Genomic DNA, 17,034 nt, shown 5'->3' with positions numbered 1-17,034 from the left:
AACATGGCCATCACGCATTCCTCACCGCTTCACCGCCTCGGCGCATTCGCGTGCGCGGCCGCGCTGCTCGCCGGCTGCGCGGGCGCACGCCACGACCCGCTGCCGGCCGTCGCGATGCCCGCGAACTGGGCCGCGCCGGTCGCGGCCGATGCGCCGGCCGCCACGCGTGACTGGTGGCGCAGCTTCGGCGATCCGCAACTCGACGCGTTGATCGACGACGCGCTGCGCGCCAACAACGACCTCGCGATCGCGACGATCCGCGTCTATCGCGCGCAGTTGCAGGCCGGGCTCGTCGACACGAACCTCACACCCAACGTGACGCTCGGCGCGAACGGCGCCGTGTCGCGCACGCTCGATACGCACCGGACGAGCCGGTCGAGCGGCATCAATGGTTCGCTAAGCTATGAAATCGACCTGTGGGGGAGGCTTGCCGCGCTGCGCGACGCCGCGCGCTGGGAAGCCGACGCGACGGCCGCCGATCTCGAAGCCGCGCGGCTGTCGTTGATCGGCACGACCGCGTCGCTGTACTGGCAGCTCGGCTACCTGAACCGGCAGATCGCGCTCGGCGACGCGAACATCGCGTATGCCGTGCGCACGCTCGCCGTCGTCCGGTCGCGGCACACGGCCGGTGCCGTGTCGGGGCTCGATCTCGCGCAGGCCGAACAGAGCCTCGCCGCGCAACGCGCCGCGCAGACGCAGTTGATCCAGCAACGCACCGAGAACCGCCACGCGCTCGCGATCCTGTTCGACCGGCCGCCGCAGCAGCTCGCGGCCGAGCCATCGGCACTGCCCGACGCGGCCCCGCCGGAAGTGGCGGCCGGCCTGCCCGCGAGCCTGCTCGGCCGGCGCCCCGACCTGCGTGCGGCGGAATTCCGGCTGCGCGAATCGCTCGCGCAGGTCGATGCGACACGCACGAGCTTCTACCCGACCTTCACGCTGACCGGCAGCGCCGGCACATCGAGCGCGAGCCTCGAGCGCGTGCTGACGAATCCGGTCGGCACGCTCGGGCTCGGCCTCGCGCTGCCGTTCATCCAGTGGAACACGATGCAGTTGCAGATCAAGGTGTCGAAGTCGCAGTACGAGGAAGCGGTAGTCGGCTTCCGCCAGCGGCTCTACACGGCGCTCGCGGAAGTCGAGAATGCGCTGTCGGCGCGCGTGCAGCTCGAACGCGAAGCCGAACAGCGCGCGCTGTCGCTGGCCCAGGCGCAGCGTGCCGAGCGGCTGGCCGCCGCGCGCTTCGCGGCCGGCGCGACCGCCGTGCAGCCATGGCTCGACCAGCAGCAGGTACTGAGGAACGCGCAAAGCGCCGATGAACTGACGCGCCTGAACCGGCTCAACAACCAGATGACGCTGTACCGCGCGCTCGGCGGCGGGACGTCCTGACCGGCCGCCACAAGTCGCACGCCGCGCGTCGACCGCCTCACTCGCACACGGCCGCCCGGCGCCGCGCGGGCGCGAACGCCACCGCGCTCGCGGTGGCGAGCACGGCCACGCCAGCCGCACCGTACACCATCACCCAGCCGAAGCCGTGCACGAGCGCCGCATGCAATGCAGCACCGGTCGGGTCGGCCTGCGCGAGCGCCGGCGCGATCGCGTTCAGCCCGTCGGTGCGGCCCGACGCGATCTCCTGCGCAAGCCGGCGCAGCGCGGCATCGCCGATCGCGCCCGCCGCCCCGCCCTTCAGGCTCGCGACGATCCCCGCGACCAGCACGAAGCCCATCGCCGCAATGTTCAGCGCGAGCGAGATCATCCGCGCACTCATGTCGATGCCCGACGCCATCCCGGCCCGCGAACTCGGCACCGCGCCCGTCGTCGTGTTCGTGACGGGCGTGTTCGTCAAGCCGAGCCCGATGCCGGCGATCACGCAGCCGGGCAGCATCGTCAGCCAGCTCGCATGCTCGGCCGCGCTGCCGAGCCGCATCAGCGCGAAGCCCGCCGCGATCGTGAACAGGCCGCCCGGAATCACGACGCCCGGCCCGTAGCGCAGCGCGAGCCGCTCGCCGAGCGGCGGCGCGACCAGCGTCGGCAGCGTGTACGCGAGCAACGCGAGGCCGGCCGTCACGCTGTCGTAGCCGAGCGCGACCTGGAACCAGATCGGCAGGTAGATCATGAACGGCCAGAAGCTGAAGTTCATCCCCATCGAGCCGAAGATCGCGCCGGTGAACGCGCGGATCCGGAACACCTGGAAGTCGAACATCGGCCGCGCGCTGGCGCGCTCCGCGAAGACGAAACCGATCACCGCGAGCACGGTCGCGCCGAGTACGCCGAGGCCGGCCGCACTCGTCAGCCCGAGTTCCGCACTTTGCGTGATGTAGAACGCGAGGCCGAGCACCGCGAGCGACAGCGTGACGATGCCCGCGACGTCGAGCGTGCCCGCATGCGGATCGCGCGACTCCTGCACCGCGCCGCCGATCAGCACGAGCGCGACGGCCGCAAGCGGCGCATGGACGAGGAACACCCACGGCCAGCTCGCCAGCGCGACGATCGCGCCGCCGACGATCGGTCCGAAGCCGAGCCCGATGCCGAACACGATCCCCCAGATCCCGAACGCGCGGCCGCGCTCGCGGCCCTCGCGGAACTGGTGCGACAGCACGGCAATCTGGCAGATCAGCATCGCGCCGCCGCTCGCACCCTGCAGCAGCCGGCCCGCGACGAGCACCGGCACGTTCGGCGCGAGCCCGCACAGCAGCGACGTCGCGCCGAACAACGCGGTGCCGATCACGTACACGCGCTTGCGGCCGAACCGGTCGGCGAGCGTGCCGGCCGCCATCAGCACCGTCGTGCACGCGATCGTGTACGCGTTCATGATCCACTGCATGCCGTTGAAATCGCCATGCAGCACGTGTTCGAGCGTCGGCAGGATCACCGGCACGCTCGAGATTTCGAGGCCGAACATTAGCGACGTGAGACAGACGGCCGCGAGTGCGACCGCATTCCTGCGGGAGTCGGATAGCGTCATGCGTATTGCGCGGCGGCCCGGTCACGAGCCGCGCGCCTCCAGGTGATTAGGATTCCCCGCGTGCGGCCGGCAACGCACGCTGGACGGGAATCGGTACTATAGTGAGAATTTCCCGCCCCATTGACGCGCATATTTCCACGAACTGGGGAATTTCAGGACCCAATCGACGCAACCAGCGATGACCGACAGACTCGACGGCGTGACGACCTTCGTCCAGGTAGTGGAATCGGGCAGCTTCGCGCTCGCGGCGGAGCGGCTCGACATGACGCGCTCGGCGGTCGGCAAGGCGATCGCGCGGCTCGAGAAGCGGCTCGGCGCGCGGCTGCTGCAGCGCACGACGCGCAGCCAGAGCCTGACCGACGACGGCCAGGCGTATTACGACCGCTGCGTGCGTGCGCTGGCGGAGCTCGAAGCCGCGGAAGCCGATCTCGATTGCGGCCGCAACGAAGCGCGCGGCAAGCTGCGGCTGAGCGTGCCGCTCGCGTTCGGGCACCACTGCGTGACGCCGATCGTGCTCGATCTCGCGCGCACTTACCCGCACCTGCGGATCGACGTGTCGATCACCGATCGCTTCGTCGATCTCGTCGAGGAAGGCATCGACCTCGCGGTGCGGATCGGCACGCTGGCGGACAGCACGAGCCTCGCGGTGCGCCGGCTCGGCACGCAATACGGCAGCCTCGGCGCGGCGCCGTCGTATCTCGCGCGCCATGGGGTGCCGAAGACGCTCGACGACCTGAAGCATCACCGGACGATCGCGTATTCACGCTCGGGCGTGGTTCAACCGTGGGACTTGCGCGCGCCGGACGGCACGACGGTGCGGATCGACATGCCGCACCAGCTGAGTTTCGACGACGTGCAGGCGATCGCGGCGGCCGGTGCGTCGGGGTTCGGGATCGCATGGGTGCCGAGCTGGCTGCTCGACCATTACGTGAAGCGCGGCGAGATGGTCGTCGTGCTCGATCGCTGCTTCGTGTGCGAAGGCGACATTCACGCGATCTGGCCGAAGACGCGCTACCTGCCGCGCAAGACGCGCTGCGTGATCGACGCGCTCGCACAGGCGGTTCCGCCGATGATCGAGCGCCCGGACGAAGTGCGATGAGATGAGTCGAAACCGACGCGCCGATGCGCGGCGCGTCGGGAGATCACGCCGCGCCGAGATCGGCGAGCGGATGCGCGAACAGCTTCCACGGCGACGTCAGGAAATGCCGCACGCGTTCGGCACGCACTTCGACGAGCGACGCGGGCGCCCAGCGCGGCTTGCGATCCTTGTCGACGAGATGCGCGCGCACACCTTCGCAGAAGTCGCCCTCCTCGATCGCGCGCGCCACGATGCCGAGCTCCATCCGGAACGATTCGGCGAGCGTCATCTGCCGGCCGCGCAGCAGCGCCTCGCGCGTCACCGAGAGCATCGTCGGCGAATGGCTCGCGAGCGCATCGAGCGTCGCCTGCAGCCATTGACGGTGCTCGCGCGACAGCTCTTCACGCGCGAGATCCTGCGTGAGCGTCGCGACGATCCGCTCGACGGTCGAGCGCTTGTCGAACTGACGGACGATCCACGGCATCTGGCTGTCGAGCGCCGCGTGCGGCACCACGTTGCACGGCGGCTCGAACACCTTGCGCAGCAGCGGCAGCGCATCGCCGTCCCACTTGACGCTTTCGATGCGCGTCTCGAACGTATCGAGCCATGCGGACGGCACGCACAGGTCCGCGAGCTTCGCGGTCAATGCATCGGCACCCGACAGCATCGCGCCGGTCAGCCCGACGTACAGCTCGAGTTCGACCGGCATGCGCGACAGGAAATGCGTCGCGCCGACGTCGGGCACGAGGCCGATGCGCGTCTCCGGCATCGCGATCCTGCTGCGCTCGGTCGCGACGCGCAGCGCCGCGCCCTGCGCGAGCCCCATGCCGCCGCCCATCGTCACGCCGTCCATCAGCGCGACCACCGGTTTCGGGAACGTGTGAATCGCGTAGTCGAGCCGGTATTCGTCGACGAAGAACGGCAGCCAGGTTTCGCGCTGCGCGACCATCCGGTACAGCGCACGCACGTCGCCGCCCGCGCAGAAACCCTTCTCGCCCGCGCCGCGCAGCACGACCGCGACGATCTGGCTGTCGTCGCGGCAGCGCTCGAACAGCGCGGCCAGCTCGCCGATCATCGCGTACGACAGCGCGTTGAGCGCGGCCGGACGGTTCAGCGTGATCAGCGCCACGCGGTTCACCACGCGGAACAGCACCTCGGGCGCGTGCTCCGCGAATGCGTCGCGACTCGTGACCGGCGTGCTCATCGTTGCGGCTCCCCGTCGGTCTGCCACTGCGGCGCGCGCTTGCCGAGGAACGCGGCCACGCCTTCGCGCGGATCGTTCGTCTCGAACAGGTCGACGAAGCGTTCGCGCTCGACCGCGAGCGCCGCGCTGCGCGGCACGCCACGGCGCGCGAGGCCGATCAGTTCCTTGCTGTACGCGACCGCGTGCGGGCTCTGCCGCGCGACGTTGCGCGCCAGCGCCAGCGCCGCATCGCGTGCGCCGCCGCTCTCCACCACGTCCTCGACGAGGCCGATCCGCAGCGCGGTGGCCGCGTCGACGCGCGCGCCGGTCAGGATGATCTTCTTCGCCCAGCCTTCTCCGACGAGCCAGGGCAGCGTCTGCGTGCCGAGCCCGCACGGCAGCAGGCCGACCGACGGCTCGGGCAGCGCCATCTGCGCATGCGTCTCGGCGATCCGCAGGTCGCACGCGAGCGCGCATTCGAGCCCGCCGCCCATCGCATAGCCGTTGATCGCGGCGATCGTCACGACGCGCGCGTCGTGCAGCGCCTCGAACGCCGCACCGAAGCGCGACGCCATCTCACGCGCGACCGCGCGATCGCCGTCGGCGAACGTGTTGAGATCGGCGCCCGCGCTGAAGAACTTCGGGCCGTCGCCGGTGATCACCAGTGCGCGCACGCGCGGGTTCGCATTCAGATCCGCGACGGCTGCCTGCAATTGCTGCAGCCCTTGCGCGGTAAACGCGTTCGCAGGCGGACGCTTGAGCGTCGCGCACGCGATCGCGCCGTCGTCGACGTAGTCCAGTTCGATCATCATGCGTCCTTCTTCGTTGCCGGTTGATACAGGCGGATCACCGCCGAGAAATCGAGCTGGCCGTCGCCGCGGCTGCTCATCGTCTGGTACAGCTGCTGCGCGAGCGCGCCGAGATAGACGGGCTGGCGCGCCTGCTTCGCCGCGTCGTTCGCGAGGCCGAGATCCTTCAGCATCAGGTCGGTGCCGAAGCCGCCCGAGTAGCCGCGCGACGACGGCGCGGTCTCGATCACGCCCGGATACGGGTTGTAGGTGTCCGAACTCCAGCAGCGGCCCGTCGACGTGTTGACGATGCCGGCCAGCACCTTCGGATCGATGCCGAGCGCGACGCCGAGCGACATCGCCTCGGACACGGCCGCCATCGAGATGCCGAGCACGAGGTTGTTGCAGACCTTCGCGACCTGCCCCATGCCCGTCGCGCCGCAATGGACGATGTTCTTGCCCATGCCGGCGAGCACCGGCTTCACGCGCTCGAAATCCGCGTCGCTGCCGCCGACCATGAAGGTCAGCGTGCCGGCTGCCGCACCGCCGGTGCCACCCGACACCGGCGCATCGACGAACGCGCCGCCGTGCTCGCGCACCAGCGCGCCGAACGCCTGCGCGCTGGCCGGGTCGATCGTGCTCGAATCGATCACGGTTGCGCCCGCACCGAGGCCGGCCAGCACGCCGTTCTCGCCGGACAGCACCGAGCGCACGTGCGGCGCGGCCGGCAGCATCGTGATCACGAACGTCGCGCCCGACGCCGCGTCGCGCGGCGACGCGGCCACCTGCGCGCCGGCGTCCTGCAGCGCGCGCAATGCGTCGGCGCTCAGGTCGAACGCGTGCACGTCGTGGCCGGCTTTCAGCAGGTTCAGCGCCATCGGCGCGCCCATGTGGCCGAGGCCGATAAATCCGATTTTCATGTTCGTTTCCTCCGTCGCTCAATGCAGCCGGATCGTCGTGTTCACCGGGCCGGCCGTCGTGTCGTCGTCGAACCAGCGCGCGGTGACCGTCTTGGTCTGCGTGTAGAACTGCACGACCTGCTTGCCGTACGGGCCGAGGTCGCCGAGCTTCGAGCCGCGCGAGCCGGTGAAGCTGAAGAACGGCACCGGCACCGGGATCGGGATGTTGATGCCGACCTGGCCGATGTCGATCTCGCTCTGGAACCTGCGGGCCGCCGCGCCGCTTTGCGTGAACAGGCCGACGCCGTTGCCGAACGGATTCGCGTTGACGAGCGCGATCGCTTCGTCGAGCGTGTCGACTTCCATCACGACCAGCACGGGGCCGAAGATTTCATGCGTGTAGACCGACATGTCGGTGGTCACGCCCGAGAAGATCGTCGGGCCGATGAAGTTGCCGTGTTCGTAGCCGTCCACCTTCACGCCGCGGCCGTCGAGTTCGAGCTTCGCGCCTTCCTTCACGCCCGCCTCGACCAGCGACAGGATGCGTTCCTTCGCGGCCTTCGACACGACCGGCCCGACGTCCGTGCCGGCTTCCGCGCCCGCATTGACCTTCAGCGCCTTCGCCTTCGCGACGAGGTCCGGCAGCCAGTCGCGCGCACGGCCGACGAGCACCGCGACCGAGGTCGCCATGCAGCGCTGGCCGGCCGCGCCGAAGCCCGCGCCGACGAGCGCATTGAGCGCCTGCTCGCGGTTCGCGTCAGGCAGGACGATCGCGTGGTTCTTCGCGCCCATCATCGACTGCACGCGCTTGCCGTGCGCGCTGCCGAGGTTGTACACGTGCGTGCCGACCGCCGTCGAGCCGACGAACGAGATCGCCTTCACGAGCGGATGCGTGCAGATCGCATCGACGACTTCCTTGCCGCCGTGCACGACGTTCAGCACGCCTTTCGGTACGCCGGCCTCGATCGCGAGTTCGACGAGTTCCATCGTCGACATCGGATCCTGTTCCGACGGCTTCAGCACGAACGTGTTGCCGCATACGATCGCCATCGGGAACATCCACAGCGGAATCATCGCGGGGAAGTTGAACGGCGTGATGCCCGCGCACACGCCGAGCGGCTGGCGCAGCGTGTAGGTATCGACGCCGCCCGCGACGTTCTCCGCGAATTCGCCGAGCTGCAGCGTGCCGATCGAGCACGCATGCTCGACGACTTCGAGGCCGCGGAAGATGTCGCCTTCGGCGTCGGGGATCGTCTTGCCCTGCTCGGCCGTCAGCGTCTTCGCGATGCGCTGCAGGTTCGTGCGCACGAGATCCTGGAACTTCAGCATGATGCGCATGCGCGCGGAAATCGGCGTGTTCTTCCACGTCGCATACGCGGTATGCGCGGCCTGCACGGCCGCGTCGACTTCCGCGACGGTCGCGAACGGCACGCGCGCGAGCACCTGCTGCGTCGCCGGGTTGACGATGTCGCGCCACTCGCGGGTGGCGGACTCGACGAAGGCGCCGTCGATCAGCAGCTTGACCGTCGGCACGTCTTGCCCTTCACGGGGCGTCGGATTCGCGTTCATCAGCGTTCTCTCCTTGCAGTGGGCCGCGGCGTAGCGTCATGTTGCCGCGCGGCCGGTTCAGTTCGGCTGCGGGCGGCCGCCGCGACATGCGGCGCGCGCGGCCCGCGGTCACGTCATTTCAGTTCAGCAGCAAAATCCTCTTCCCAGTACTCGCCCGGCATGCGCGCGCTCGCGTCGTCGCCGCGTTCGATCTCGCGGCGGCGCAGCTCGACGCGGCGGATCTTCCCCGAGATCGTCTTCGGCAGCTCCGCGAACTGCAGGCGGCGGATGCGCTTGTACGGCGCGAGCTTCTCGCGCGAGAAACGGAAGATCTCCAGCGCGAGTTCGGGGCTTTCCTCGTAGCCCTGCCGCAGCGTGATGAAGGTCTTCGGCACCGACAGCCGCACGGGGTCGGGGCTCGGCACGACGGCCGCCTCGGCGATCGCCGGATGCTCGATCAGCACGCTCTCGAGTTCGAACGGGCTCACCCGGTAGTCGGACGACTTGAATACGTCGTCCGCGCGGCCGATGTACACGTAGTAGCCGTCGTCGCCGCGCATCGCGATGTCCGACGTGCGGTAGTGGCCGTCGCGCATCGCGTGGGCCGTCGCGTCGGGATTGTTCGCGTAGCCGGTCATCAGCCCGACCGGGCGCGTGACGTCCGCGCCGATCGGCAGCGCGACTTCGCCTTCGGTCACCGGCGCGCCGTCCGGGTCGAGCAGCGCGATCCGGTAGCCGGGCAGCGGCCGGCCCATCGAGCCCGCAACGACCGGCTGGCCCGGCGAGTTGCCGATCAGGCAGGTCGTCTCGGTCTGGCCGTAGCCGTCGCGAATCGAAATATTCCACGCCTTCTTCACGCGCTCGATGATCTCGGGATTCAGCGGCTCGCCCGCGCCGACGATCTCGCGCAGCTTCACGTCGAACGACGCGAGCGGCTGCTGCACGAGCATGCGCCACACGGTCGGCGGCGCGCACAGCGTCGTCACCCGGTATTTGACGAGCGCATCGAGCACGACCTTCGGCTCGAAGCGCGCGTAGTTGAAGGCGAACACGCAAGCCTGCGCATTCCACGGCGCGAAGAAGCAGCTCCATGCATGCTTCGCCCACCCCGGCGAGCTGATGTTCCAGTGGATGTCGCCCGGCTGCAGGCCGACCCAATACATCGTCGACAGATGGCCGACCGGATAGGTGCGGTGCGTGTGCTCGACGAGCTTCGGCTTCGACGTCGTGCCCGATGTGAAGTACAGCAGCATCGGATCGTTGGCGTGCGTGACGGCGTCCGGCTCGAATACGGCGCTCGCCGCGTAGCCGTCGTTCATCGCGAGCCAGCCAGCGCGCGGCGCGCCGGCGACGATCTTCTGCGCGAGGCCGAGGTCGGGCTGTTCGAATTTCGCGGTTTCGTTCTCGTCGACGATCACGTATTTCGCGCCGCCGATCTGCACGCGGTCGCGCACGTCGTCGGGCGACAGCTGCGTGGTGGCAGGCAGCACGATCGCGCCGAGCTTCATCGCGGCGAGCATCGCGTCCCACAGCTCGACACGGTTCGGCAGCATCAGCAGGATGCGGTCGCCGCGTACGACGCCGATCGATCGCAGCCAGTTCGCGATCCGCGACGAACGCTCGGACATCTGCGCGAACGAATACGGATCGCCCGTGCCGGTTGCCGCATCGACGATCCACAGCGCGGGCTGGTCGTTGCCGCGCGCCATCGGGTCGAAGTAGTCGAGCGCCCAGTTGAACGCATCGAGCACCGGCCATTCGAAATCGCGGTACGCGGTCTCGTAGTCGGTGCGATGGCGCAGCAGAAAGTCGCGTGCGTTCAGGAATGCCTGTACCGTCATGTGTCGTCTCCGTCCAGTCTCCATGCCCAGCGGTCAACCGGCGCCTGTGCTGCAGCACATGCCCGGTTCCGTGTTGCACGGCGCACGGTCACGTCGTTGCGTGCCGCGTTCACCGCGCTGCCCTCGTGCCCTGCCTGACGTTTCAAACGGTGCGACCGGCGCGCGTCAAAGCTGCCGCGCGATCACCATCCGCTGCACTTCGCTGGTGCCTTCGTAAATCTGCGTGATGCGCGCGTCGCGATAGTGACGCTCGACTTCGTAATCGACCAGGTAGCCGTAGCCGCCGTGGATCTGGATCGCATCCGAACATACGCGCTCGGCCATCTCGGACGCGAACAGCTTCGCCTGCGACGCTTCCGACAGGCACGGCAGGCCGGCCGTGCGCAGCTTCGCCGCGTGATGCACGAGCAGGCGCGCGGCGTTGATCTGCACGGCCATGTCGGCGAGCTTCTGCTGGATCGCCTGATGCTCGGCGATCGGCTTGCCGAACTGCACGCGCTCGCCCGCATAGCGGCGCGCCTTGTCGAACGCGGCGCGCGCGATGCCGAGCGCCTGCGCGGCGATGCCGATGCGGCCGCCTTCGAGGTTCGACAGCGCGATCTTCAGCCCTTCGCCGCGGTTGCCGAGCAGGTTTTCCTCTGGGATAGCGCAGTTCTCGAACGTGATCGGGCACGTATCCGACGCGCGGATGCCCATCTTCTTCTCCGGCTTGCCGACGATGAAGCCCGGCGTGTCGGTCGGCACCAGGAACGCGGAAATGCCGCGCTTGCCGGCTTCCGGGTCGGTCATGGCAAAAACGATCGCGACACCGGCGCGCTGGCCGTTGGTCACGAACTGCTTCGCGCCGTTCAGCACCCATTTGCCGTCGCGCAGTTCAGCACGCGTGCGCAGGTTGTTGGCCTCGGAACCGGCCTGCGGCTCGGTCAGGCAGAACGCGCCGATCACGCGGCCCGCCGCCATGTCGGCCAGCCAGCGATCCTTCTGCGCGGGCGTGCCGAAGCCGAGGATCGGCCCGCAGCCGACCGAGTTGTGCACGCTCATCATCGTCGCGCACGCGGCGTCGCCGGCGGCGACCTCTTCCATCGCCAGCGCGTAGGCCACGTAGTCCGTATACGAACCGCCCAGCTCCTGCGGCACGATCATCCCGAGCAGGCCGAGTTCGCCGAGCTGCGCGACGATCGCGTCCGGCAGGTGCGCGTCGTGGTCCCACTGCGCCGCGTTCGGCGCCAGCATCTCGGTCGCAAAGGCGCGCGCGGCGTCGCGGATCATCCGCTGGTCTTCGGTGTAAAGCTCGTCCATGGTGCTGCTGTCTCCCGCGGCCGCCGGGCGCGACCGTCCTTGCGTTTCGATGCAACAAGTGTAGGCAAGCCCGTGCGACTGTTCGATGCTCGCGTCGCTCATTTACACTGAGCGTTTTTGCCACACCGGCGACACCGATGAAGCAGGAAGACAAGGGAACCGTGGCGATCAGCCTCGTCGCTTACAGCGTCGCGCTCGCCACGCGGCGCGGCGTCGCGGCCGAGCCGCTGCTCGCGCAGGCCGGCATCGCGCCCGCGCTGCTCGAGCAGCCGCGCGCACGCGTGTCCGCGCAGCAGTACGGCGCGCTGTGGAATGCGATCGCGCGCACGATGGACGACGAGTTTTTCGGGCAGGATCGCCACCCGATGCGCAGCGGCAGCTTCATCGCGATGAGCCAGTCCGCGCTGTCCGCGCGCGACGGGCTGCACGCGATGGCGCGCGCGGTGAATTTCATGCACTGCGTGCTCGACGACCTGCACGCGGAGCTCGACGCGAACCCGCAGCGCGTGCGGCTGCGCTTCGTGCACCGCAACAACGGCGCGACGCCCGCGATGTTCACGTACGCGACCTATTTCATCATCGTGTACGGGCTCACCTGCTGGCTGATCGGGCGCCGCATTCCGCTGCTGCACGCGAGCTTCCGCTGCGACACGCCGCCCGCCGACCACGAATACCCGTCGATGTTCTGCGACGACATGCGGTTCAACGAGCCCGATTCGTATGTCGATTTCGATCCCGAATTCGCGACGCTGCCGGTCGTGCAGAACGCGAAGACGCTGAAGACGTTCCTGCGCAACGCGCCGGCCAGCTTCATCGTCAAGTACCGCAACCCGAACGCGCTCGCGCAGCGCGTGCGCGCGGTGCTGCGCGGGATGCCGCCCGCCGCCTGGCCGGGCGCGGGCGGGATGGCCGCGCGGCTGCACGTGGCCGAGGCCACGCTGCGGCGCAAGCTGCACCAGGAGGGCCAGGCCTACCAGTCGATCAAGGACACGCTGCGGCGCGATCTCGCGTTCGAGGCGCTGGCCGACCCCGCGCGCACGATCGCCGATGTCGCTGCGGCAACCGGTTTCGCGGAGCCCAGCGCGTTCTACCGCGCGTTCCGCAAATGGAGCGGGCGCAGCCCGGCCGACTATCGCGACGAAGTACTCGCGCGCGGCGGCGGCGCGGTCTGAATCGGGCCGGCACGGCCGCGGCTTCGCGCTTTCCGCCGAAACCGCCTAATCTTTAAGCATCGGGCCCACGCCCTTTCCGCGAGCCGGACGGCGCGCGTCCGCGCGCGCCGCCCGGACGTCCCGATGCGCTTTCACCGTCATGAGCCGCCGCCGGCGCCTGCCGCGCCCGACGGCCGCCCCCGTCACCCGCTGTCCGCGCGGGTCGCGCGCGCCGCGCTGTTCGCGGCGCTGCTCGTCGTGTGCGCCGCCGTCGCCGCGCCGCCGCCGGCCGACGCACCCGGCGCGCGCCCGGTCGTCGTGATCCCCGTCAACGGCGCGATCGGCCCGGCCAGCGCCGATTTCATCGTGCGCTCGCTCGATCGCGCCGCCCGCGAGCACGCGCCGCTCGCGATCCTGCAGCTCGACACGCCCGGCGGGCTCGACACGTCGATGCGGCAGATCATCAAGGCGATCCTCGGCTCGCCGGTGCCGGTCGCCGCGTTCGTCGCGCCGGGCGGCGCGCGGGCCGCGAGCGCGGGCACCTATATCGTGTACGCGAGCCACTTCGCGGCGATGGCGCCCGGCACCAATCTCGGCGCGGCGTCGCCCGTGCAGTTCGGCATCGGCGGCGCCGCGCCGCCGGGCGGAAACCCGGCGGCACCGCGGCCGACCGGCGCAGCGGGCGCATCCGGCGCGTCGGATGCATCCGCCACCGCGGCCGCGCTGCCGACCGATACGCAATCGACCGAAATCCGCAAGGCGATGCAGGACGCCTCCGCCTATATCCGCGGCCTCGCGCAGCTGCGCGGACGCAATGCCGAATGGGCCGAGCGCGCGGTACGCGAAGCCGTCAGCCTGTCGGCCAGCGAAGCGCGCGCGCAGCACGTGGTCGACCTGATCGCGCAGGACCCTGCCGACCTCGCGCGCCAGCTCGACGGCCATGGCGCGACGACCACCGCCGGCACGGTGCGGCTCGCGACCGCGCATGCGCCGCTCGTCGTGCTCGCGCCCGACTGGCGCAGCCGCTTTCTCGCGATCATCGCCGATCCGAACGTCGCGCTGATCCTGCTGACGATCGGCATCTACGGCCTCTTCTTCGAATTCGCGAACCCCGGCTTCGTGCTGCCGGGCGTCGCCGGCACGATCTGCCTGCTGGTCGGGCTGTTCGCGATGCAGTTGCTGCCGATCAGCTACGCGGGCCTCGGCCTCGTGCTGCTCGGGCTCGGCTGCCTCGTCGCCGAGGCGTTCCTGCCGACCTTCGGCGTGCTCGGTTTCGGCGGGATCGTGTCGTTCACGATCGGCGCGCTGATGCTGATCGACACCGACGTGCCCGGCTACGGAATCCCGTGGCCCGTGATCGCGAGCCTCGCGCTCGGCGGCGGGCTGCTCGTCGCGGGCGTGTCGAGCGTCGCGCTGCGCGCACGGCGCCGGCCGGTCGTGACGGGCGCCGAGGCGATGCTCGGCAGCATCGGCGAAGTGCTCGACGACGGCCTCCGTCCGGACCAGCCGCATGGCGCGGCCGGCGCCGCCGCGTCGGCCGCCGGCTGGGCGCTCGTGCACGGCGAGCGCTGGCGCGTGGCGAGCAGCGCGCCGCTGGCCGCCGGCTGCCGCGTGCGCGTCACCGGCCGCCAGGGGCTGACGCTGACCGTCGCGCCGCTCTACGACATGCCGATACCGCAGCCAACCCAGGGAGAACCTTCATGATCGGTTACACGTTCGGCTTCAGCAGCGTCCTGATCGTCTTCGTCGTGGTGCTCGTCGCGTCGTCGATCCGCATCTTCCGCGAGTACGAACGCGGCGTCGTGTTCATGCTCGGCCGGTTCTGGAAAGTGAAAGGGCCGGGGCTCGTGCTGATCATCCCGATCGTCCAGCAGGTCGTGCGGATCGACCTGCGCACCGTCGTGTTCGACGTGCCCGCACAGGACGTGATCACGCGCGACAACGTGTCGGTGAAGGTCAATGCGGTCGTGTATTTCCGCGTCGTCGACCCGGAGAAGGCCGTGATCCAGGTCGCGCGCTTCTTCGAGGCGACGAGCCAGCTCGCGCAGACGACGCTGCGCGCGGTGCTCGGCAAGCACGAACTCGATGCGCTGCTCGCCGAGCGCGAGCAACTGAACGCGGATATCCAGAAAACGCTCGACGCGCAGACCGATGCGTGGGGGATCAAGGTGTCGACGGTCGAGATCAAGCACGTCGACCTGAACGAGACGATGATCCGCGCGATCGCGCGGCAGGCCGAAGCCGAGCGCGAGCGGCGCGCGAAGGTGATTCACGCGGAAGGCGAACTGCAGGCTTCGGAGAAACTGCTGCAGGCCGCGCAGCGCCTTGCGCTGCAACCGCAGGCGATGCAGCTGCGCTATCTGCAGACGCTGACGACGATCGCCGCGGACAAGAATTCGACGATCGTGTTTCCGCTGCCGGTCGATCTGCTCGGGGCGTTGCTGGATCGGCTGGGCCCGCCGCGCGAGCGTTGAAACGCAACGCATGGCGGCCCGCACGGCGCCGCAGCGGCCGATGCAGATACAGATGCCGATGGGCGCGGAGCTGCGACGGCCGGGCGGCCGGTTGCCCGCCGCCCGGCCCGCGTCAGGCCAGCAGCTTGCGCTCGGCCTTGCCGTACTTGATCGACTTCTCGTCCGGGATCATCAGGCCCGTGTGCTCGTCGCGGCCCTGCAGCAGGAAGCGCGCGTCCGGGTTGCCGATCTGTTCGGCCGCGAGCTTGCTGTCCGCGCCGATCTCGCCCTTCTTCATCCGGTTGACGATCACGCCGGCGGCCGTGTCCTTGAAATCGCGCAGCATCCACGCGTCGCCGTCGCTGTCGCCGAACACCAGCAGCGGGCCGTAGCCCTTCTTCGACGCGAGGACGTTGCGGATGCCCACCGTCTTGCCGGGCCCCCAGTTGAAATGCCAGCCGGCCGGATAGGTGCTCGTGTACTTGCCGTCCTGCATGTCGAGACGCAGGCCGATCACGTTCTCGGGCGGCACGCCGTAGCCATAGTTCGGATTGCCGGCGAACACGCGCACGACGTCGTCGAGCGACGCGGTGCTCACGTACACGTCGATGCCGTTCGCACGCAGCGTATGCATCACCGCGCGGATTTCCTCGTGAATGCGGATGCCGTGGAAATGCGTATCGGCCACCACGCCGGCCTTGCCCGGCAGCGTCTTCGGGCTTTCGTAGCGGACCTTGCGCAGCGCGTCGCCGATCCCGTAGTTGTTCGACGCTTCCGCCATCGCCTGCAGCTCGGCGGTCGTCATGTTCTTGTAGAAGTAGATGATCCACTTGTAGCCGACTTCGAGCGGATGCGTGTCGCAGATCGCGTCGTACATGAAGTACAGCTTCGCGCGAAAATCCTTGAACTGGTCGGTCTCGCGAATCTCGTCGAGGCTCTTGTCGCCGCCGAGGCCCTTGTAGTTCGCATGGAGCCAGCGGTAGTCGGACTCCACGTCGGCGGCGAGGTCCTCCATCGTCACCGGCTTGCCGTCGATCGTCGTGTAGTCCTTCATGAACGCGCCCTTGGGCACGTCCTTCCACATCACGGCGACGAACTCGTCCGGCGTCAGCTTGTACTGCAGATGGTTGATCTGGTACATCAGCAACGCCTCTTCGCAGTCGTTCATGATGCACGTGTTGTCCCAGTCGAACACCGCATACGGGCGGCGCTTTCCGTCGTAGCGCGCGCTCGCGACGCCATGCTGGTCGAGCACCGCCTGCAGGCGCGCGGCGTTGAACGGCGACCAGCGGCCCGGGTCCAGCGCGTCCGGCACGGTTGCGCTCTTCGCGCCGGCCAGGCCGGCCTTGAGCATCAGCGGCGTCGCAGCGGTCGCCGCGGCAAGGGTGTTCATGAACTGACGGCGTTGCATGGTCTCTCCGTTGAAATGTCGAATCGGCTTCGGTCGCTGCCCCGCGCGACGCGCGGCACATCGGCCCTGCGAAGCCGCAAAGGCTTCGAATCGGGGCGGATGATGTGACGAAATTATTTCGGCAATTTGACAGCGTCGCGCTGCGACACGACGGAGAGTTGATCCGGCACGACATCCGGGGTCCGCGCCAGGCCTCGCGTGGCGCTCGCCGGCCGGCGCCCCCGGCTCGAGACGCGTGCGCAGCAACGGCCATCCGGCCCCCACCGCCCGAAACCTAGAGCGTCCCCTCCATTTCGGCCCTTCATTAGGAGAAATCCTCACCTCCGGGGGCTGGCGCACGACGTCGAACCGGCTATGATTGTTACATCATTCAATGGCACATTAAATGCTGACTGAATAATCCGCCCCAGGATCGCCGGTGGAT

At 69.1% G+C, this 17,034-nt stretch carries 13 protein-coding genes; 5 read left to right on the top strand and 8 right to left on the bottom strand.

Annotated features, from left to right (window positions below):
• Window positions 1–3: 3 nt before the first annotated feature.
• Window positions 4–1,383: an efflux transporter outer membrane subunit gene (locus tag DIE03_RS34735; RefSeq protein ID WP_124456617.1), complete on the top strand. Its 1,380-nt coding sequence runs from the start codon at window positions 4–6 to the stop codon at window positions 1,381–1,383.
• A gap of 37 nt (window positions 1,384–1,420) precedes the next feature.
• Here the strand turns inward: DIE03_RS34735 and DIE03_RS34730 are convergent, their stop codons facing one another.
• Window positions 1,421–2,959: an MFS transporter gene (locus DIE03_RS34730; protein ID WP_124456616.1), complete on the bottom strand. Its 1,539-nt coding sequence runs from the start codon at window positions 2,957–2,959 to the stop codon at window positions 1,421–1,423.
• Between the two features lie 178 nt (window positions 2,960–3,137).
• Between DIE03_RS34730 and DIE03_RS34725 the strand changes: the two genes are divergently transcribed.
• Window positions 3,138–4,058: a LysR family transcriptional regulator gene (locus DIE03_RS34725; protein ID WP_124456615.1), complete on the top strand. Its 921-nt coding sequence runs from the start codon at window positions 3,138–3,140 to the stop codon at window positions 4,056–4,058.
• A 43-nt stretch (window positions 4,059–4,101) separates the two neighbouring features.
• Here DIE03_RS34725 and DIE03_RS34720 read toward each other — a convergent pair whose 3' ends face one another.
• The 6 genes from DIE03_RS34720 to DIE03_RS34695 all read right to left on the bottom strand — a co-directional run bounded on the left by DIE03_RS34720 (window position 4,102) and on the right by DIE03_RS34695 (window position 11,595).
• Complete coding sequence (locus DIE03_RS34720; protein ID WP_124456614.1) at window positions 4,102–5,241, bottom strand: enoyl-CoA hydratase/isomerase family protein; 1,140 nt, start codon at window positions 5,239–5,241, stop codon at window positions 4,102–4,104.
• Window positions 5,238–6,029, bottom strand: a complete 792-nt coding sequence (locus DIE03_RS34715; protein WP_124456639.1) for an enoyl-CoA hydratase — start codon at window positions 6,027–6,029, stop codon at window positions 5,238–5,240. Before DIE03_RS34715 ends, DIE03_RS34720 begins: the two co-directional genes overlap by 4 nt.
• Window positions 6,029–6,928: a 3-hydroxyisobutyrate dehydrogenase gene (gene mmsB, locus DIE03_RS34710; protein WP_006480765.1), complete on the bottom strand. Its 900-nt coding sequence runs from the start codon at window positions 6,926–6,928 to the stop codon at window positions 6,029–6,031. Before mmsB ends, DIE03_RS34715 begins: the two co-directional genes overlap by 1 nt.
• An 18-nt stretch (window positions 6,929–6,946) precedes the next feature.
• Complete coding sequence (locus tag DIE03_RS34705; protein ID WP_124456613.1) at window positions 6,947–8,476, bottom strand: CoA-acylating methylmalonate-semialdehyde dehydrogenase; 1,530 nt, start codon at window positions 8,474–8,476, stop codon at window positions 6,947–6,949.
• A gap of 113 nt (window positions 8,477–8,589) precedes the next feature.
• Complete coding sequence (locus DIE03_RS34700) at window positions 8,590–10,296, bottom strand: AMP-binding protein (RefSeq protein ID WP_124456612.1); 1,707 nt, start codon at window positions 10,294–10,296, stop codon at window positions 8,590–8,592.
• Between the two features lie 165 nt (window positions 10,297–10,461).
• Complete coding sequence (locus tag DIE03_RS34695) at window positions 10,462–11,595, bottom strand: acyl-CoA dehydrogenase family protein (protein WP_027789617.1); 1,134 nt, start codon at window positions 11,593–11,595, stop codon at window positions 10,462–10,464.
• 137 nt (window positions 11,596–11,732) lie between these two features.
• Between DIE03_RS34695 and DIE03_RS34690 the strand changes: the two genes are divergently transcribed.
• From DIE03_RS34690 to DIE03_RS34680, 3 genes are all read left to right on the top strand, one after another.
• A complete protein-coding gene (locus tag DIE03_RS34690) occupies window positions 11,733–12,767 on the top strand; it encodes an AraC family transcriptional regulator (protein ID WP_124456611.1) in 1,035 nt (344 codons plus the stop codon).
• Between the two features lie 123 nt (window positions 12,768–12,890).
• Window positions 12,891–14,450 (top strand): nodulation protein NfeD, encoded by a 1,560-nt coding sequence (locus DIE03_RS34685; RefSeq protein WP_124456610.1) that lies wholly within the window; start codon window positions 12,891–12,893, stop codon window positions 14,448–14,450.
• Entirely contained in the window at window positions 14,447–15,220 is a 774-nt protein-coding gene (locus DIE03_RS34680) for a slipin family protein (protein WP_124456609.1), read from the top strand. The genes DIE03_RS34685 and DIE03_RS34680 overlap by 4 nt, the downstream gene beginning before the upstream one ends.
• 112 nt (window positions 15,221–15,332) lie before the next feature.
• On the opposite strand, the gene DIE03_RS34675 is transcribed toward DIE03_RS34680, so the two are convergent.
• On the bottom strand, window positions 15,333–16,610 hold the full coding sequence (locus DIE03_RS34675; protein ID WP_124456608.1) for a haloacid dehalogenase-like hydrolase: 1,278 nt from the start codon (window positions 16,608–16,610) through the stop codon (window positions 15,333–15,335).
• Window positions 16,611–17,034: the final 424 nt, after the last annotated feature.

It is taken from the genome of Burkholderia sp. Bp8992 (genome assembly GCF_003853705.1).
GTDB lineage: Bacteria > Pseudomonadota > Gammaproteobacteria > Burkholderiales > Burkholderiaceae > Burkholderia.
The sequence above is the reverse complement of the archived record's forward strand: the minus strand, read 5'-3'. Positions and strand labels throughout refer to the sequence as shown.

Excerpts from the sequence above, each read along its gene's own strand:
- DIE03_RS34735 (WP_124456617.1), top strand. The coding sequence starts at position 4 with ATGGCCATCACGCATTCCTCACCGCTTCACCGCCTCGGCGCATTCGCG.
- DIE03_RS34730 (WP_124456616.1), bottom strand. The coding sequence starts at position 2,959 with ATGACGCTATCCGACTCCCGCAGGAATGCGGTCGCACTCGCGGCCGTC.
- DIE03_RS34725 (WP_124456615.1), top strand. The coding sequence starts at position 3,138 with ATGACCGACAGACTCGACGGCGTGACGACCTTCGTCCAGGTAGTGGAA.
- DIE03_RS34720 (WP_124456614.1), bottom strand. The coding sequence starts at position 5,241 with ATGAGCACGCCGGTCACGAGTCGCGACGCATTCGCGGAGCACGCGCCC.
- DIE03_RS34715 (WP_124456639.1), bottom strand. The coding sequence starts at position 6,029 with ATGATCGAACTGGACTACGTCGACGACGGCGCGATCGCGTGCGCGACG.
- mmsB (WP_006480765.1), bottom strand. The coding sequence starts at position 6,928 with ATGAAAATCGGATTTATCGGCCTCGGCCACATGGGCGCGCCGATGGCG.
- DIE03_RS34705 (WP_124456613.1), bottom strand. The coding sequence starts at position 8,476 with ATGAACGCGAATCCGACGCCCCGTGAAGGGCAAGACGTGCCGACGGTC.
- DIE03_RS34700 (WP_124456612.1), bottom strand. The coding sequence starts at position 10,296 with ATGACGGTACAGGCATTCCTGAACGCACGCGACTTTCTGCTGCGCCAT.
- DIE03_RS34695 (WP_027789617.1), bottom strand. The coding sequence starts at position 11,595 with ATGGACGAGCTTTACACCGAAGACCAGCGGATGATCCGCGACGCCGCG.
- DIE03_RS34690 (WP_124456611.1), top strand. The coding sequence starts at position 11,733 with ATGAAGCAGGAAGACAAGGGAACCGTGGCGATCAGCCTCGTCGCTTAC.
- DIE03_RS34685 (WP_124456610.1), top strand. The coding sequence starts at position 12,891 with ATGCGCTTTCACCGTCATGAGCCGCCGCCGGCGCCTGCCGCGCCCGAC.
- DIE03_RS34680 (WP_124456609.1), top strand. The coding sequence starts at position 14,447 with ATGATCGGTTACACGTTCGGCTTCAGCAGCGTCCTGATCGTCTTCGTC.
- DIE03_RS34675 (WP_124456608.1), bottom strand. The coding sequence starts at position 16,610 with ATGCAACGCCGTCAGTTCATGAACACCCTTGCCGCGGCGACCGCTGCG.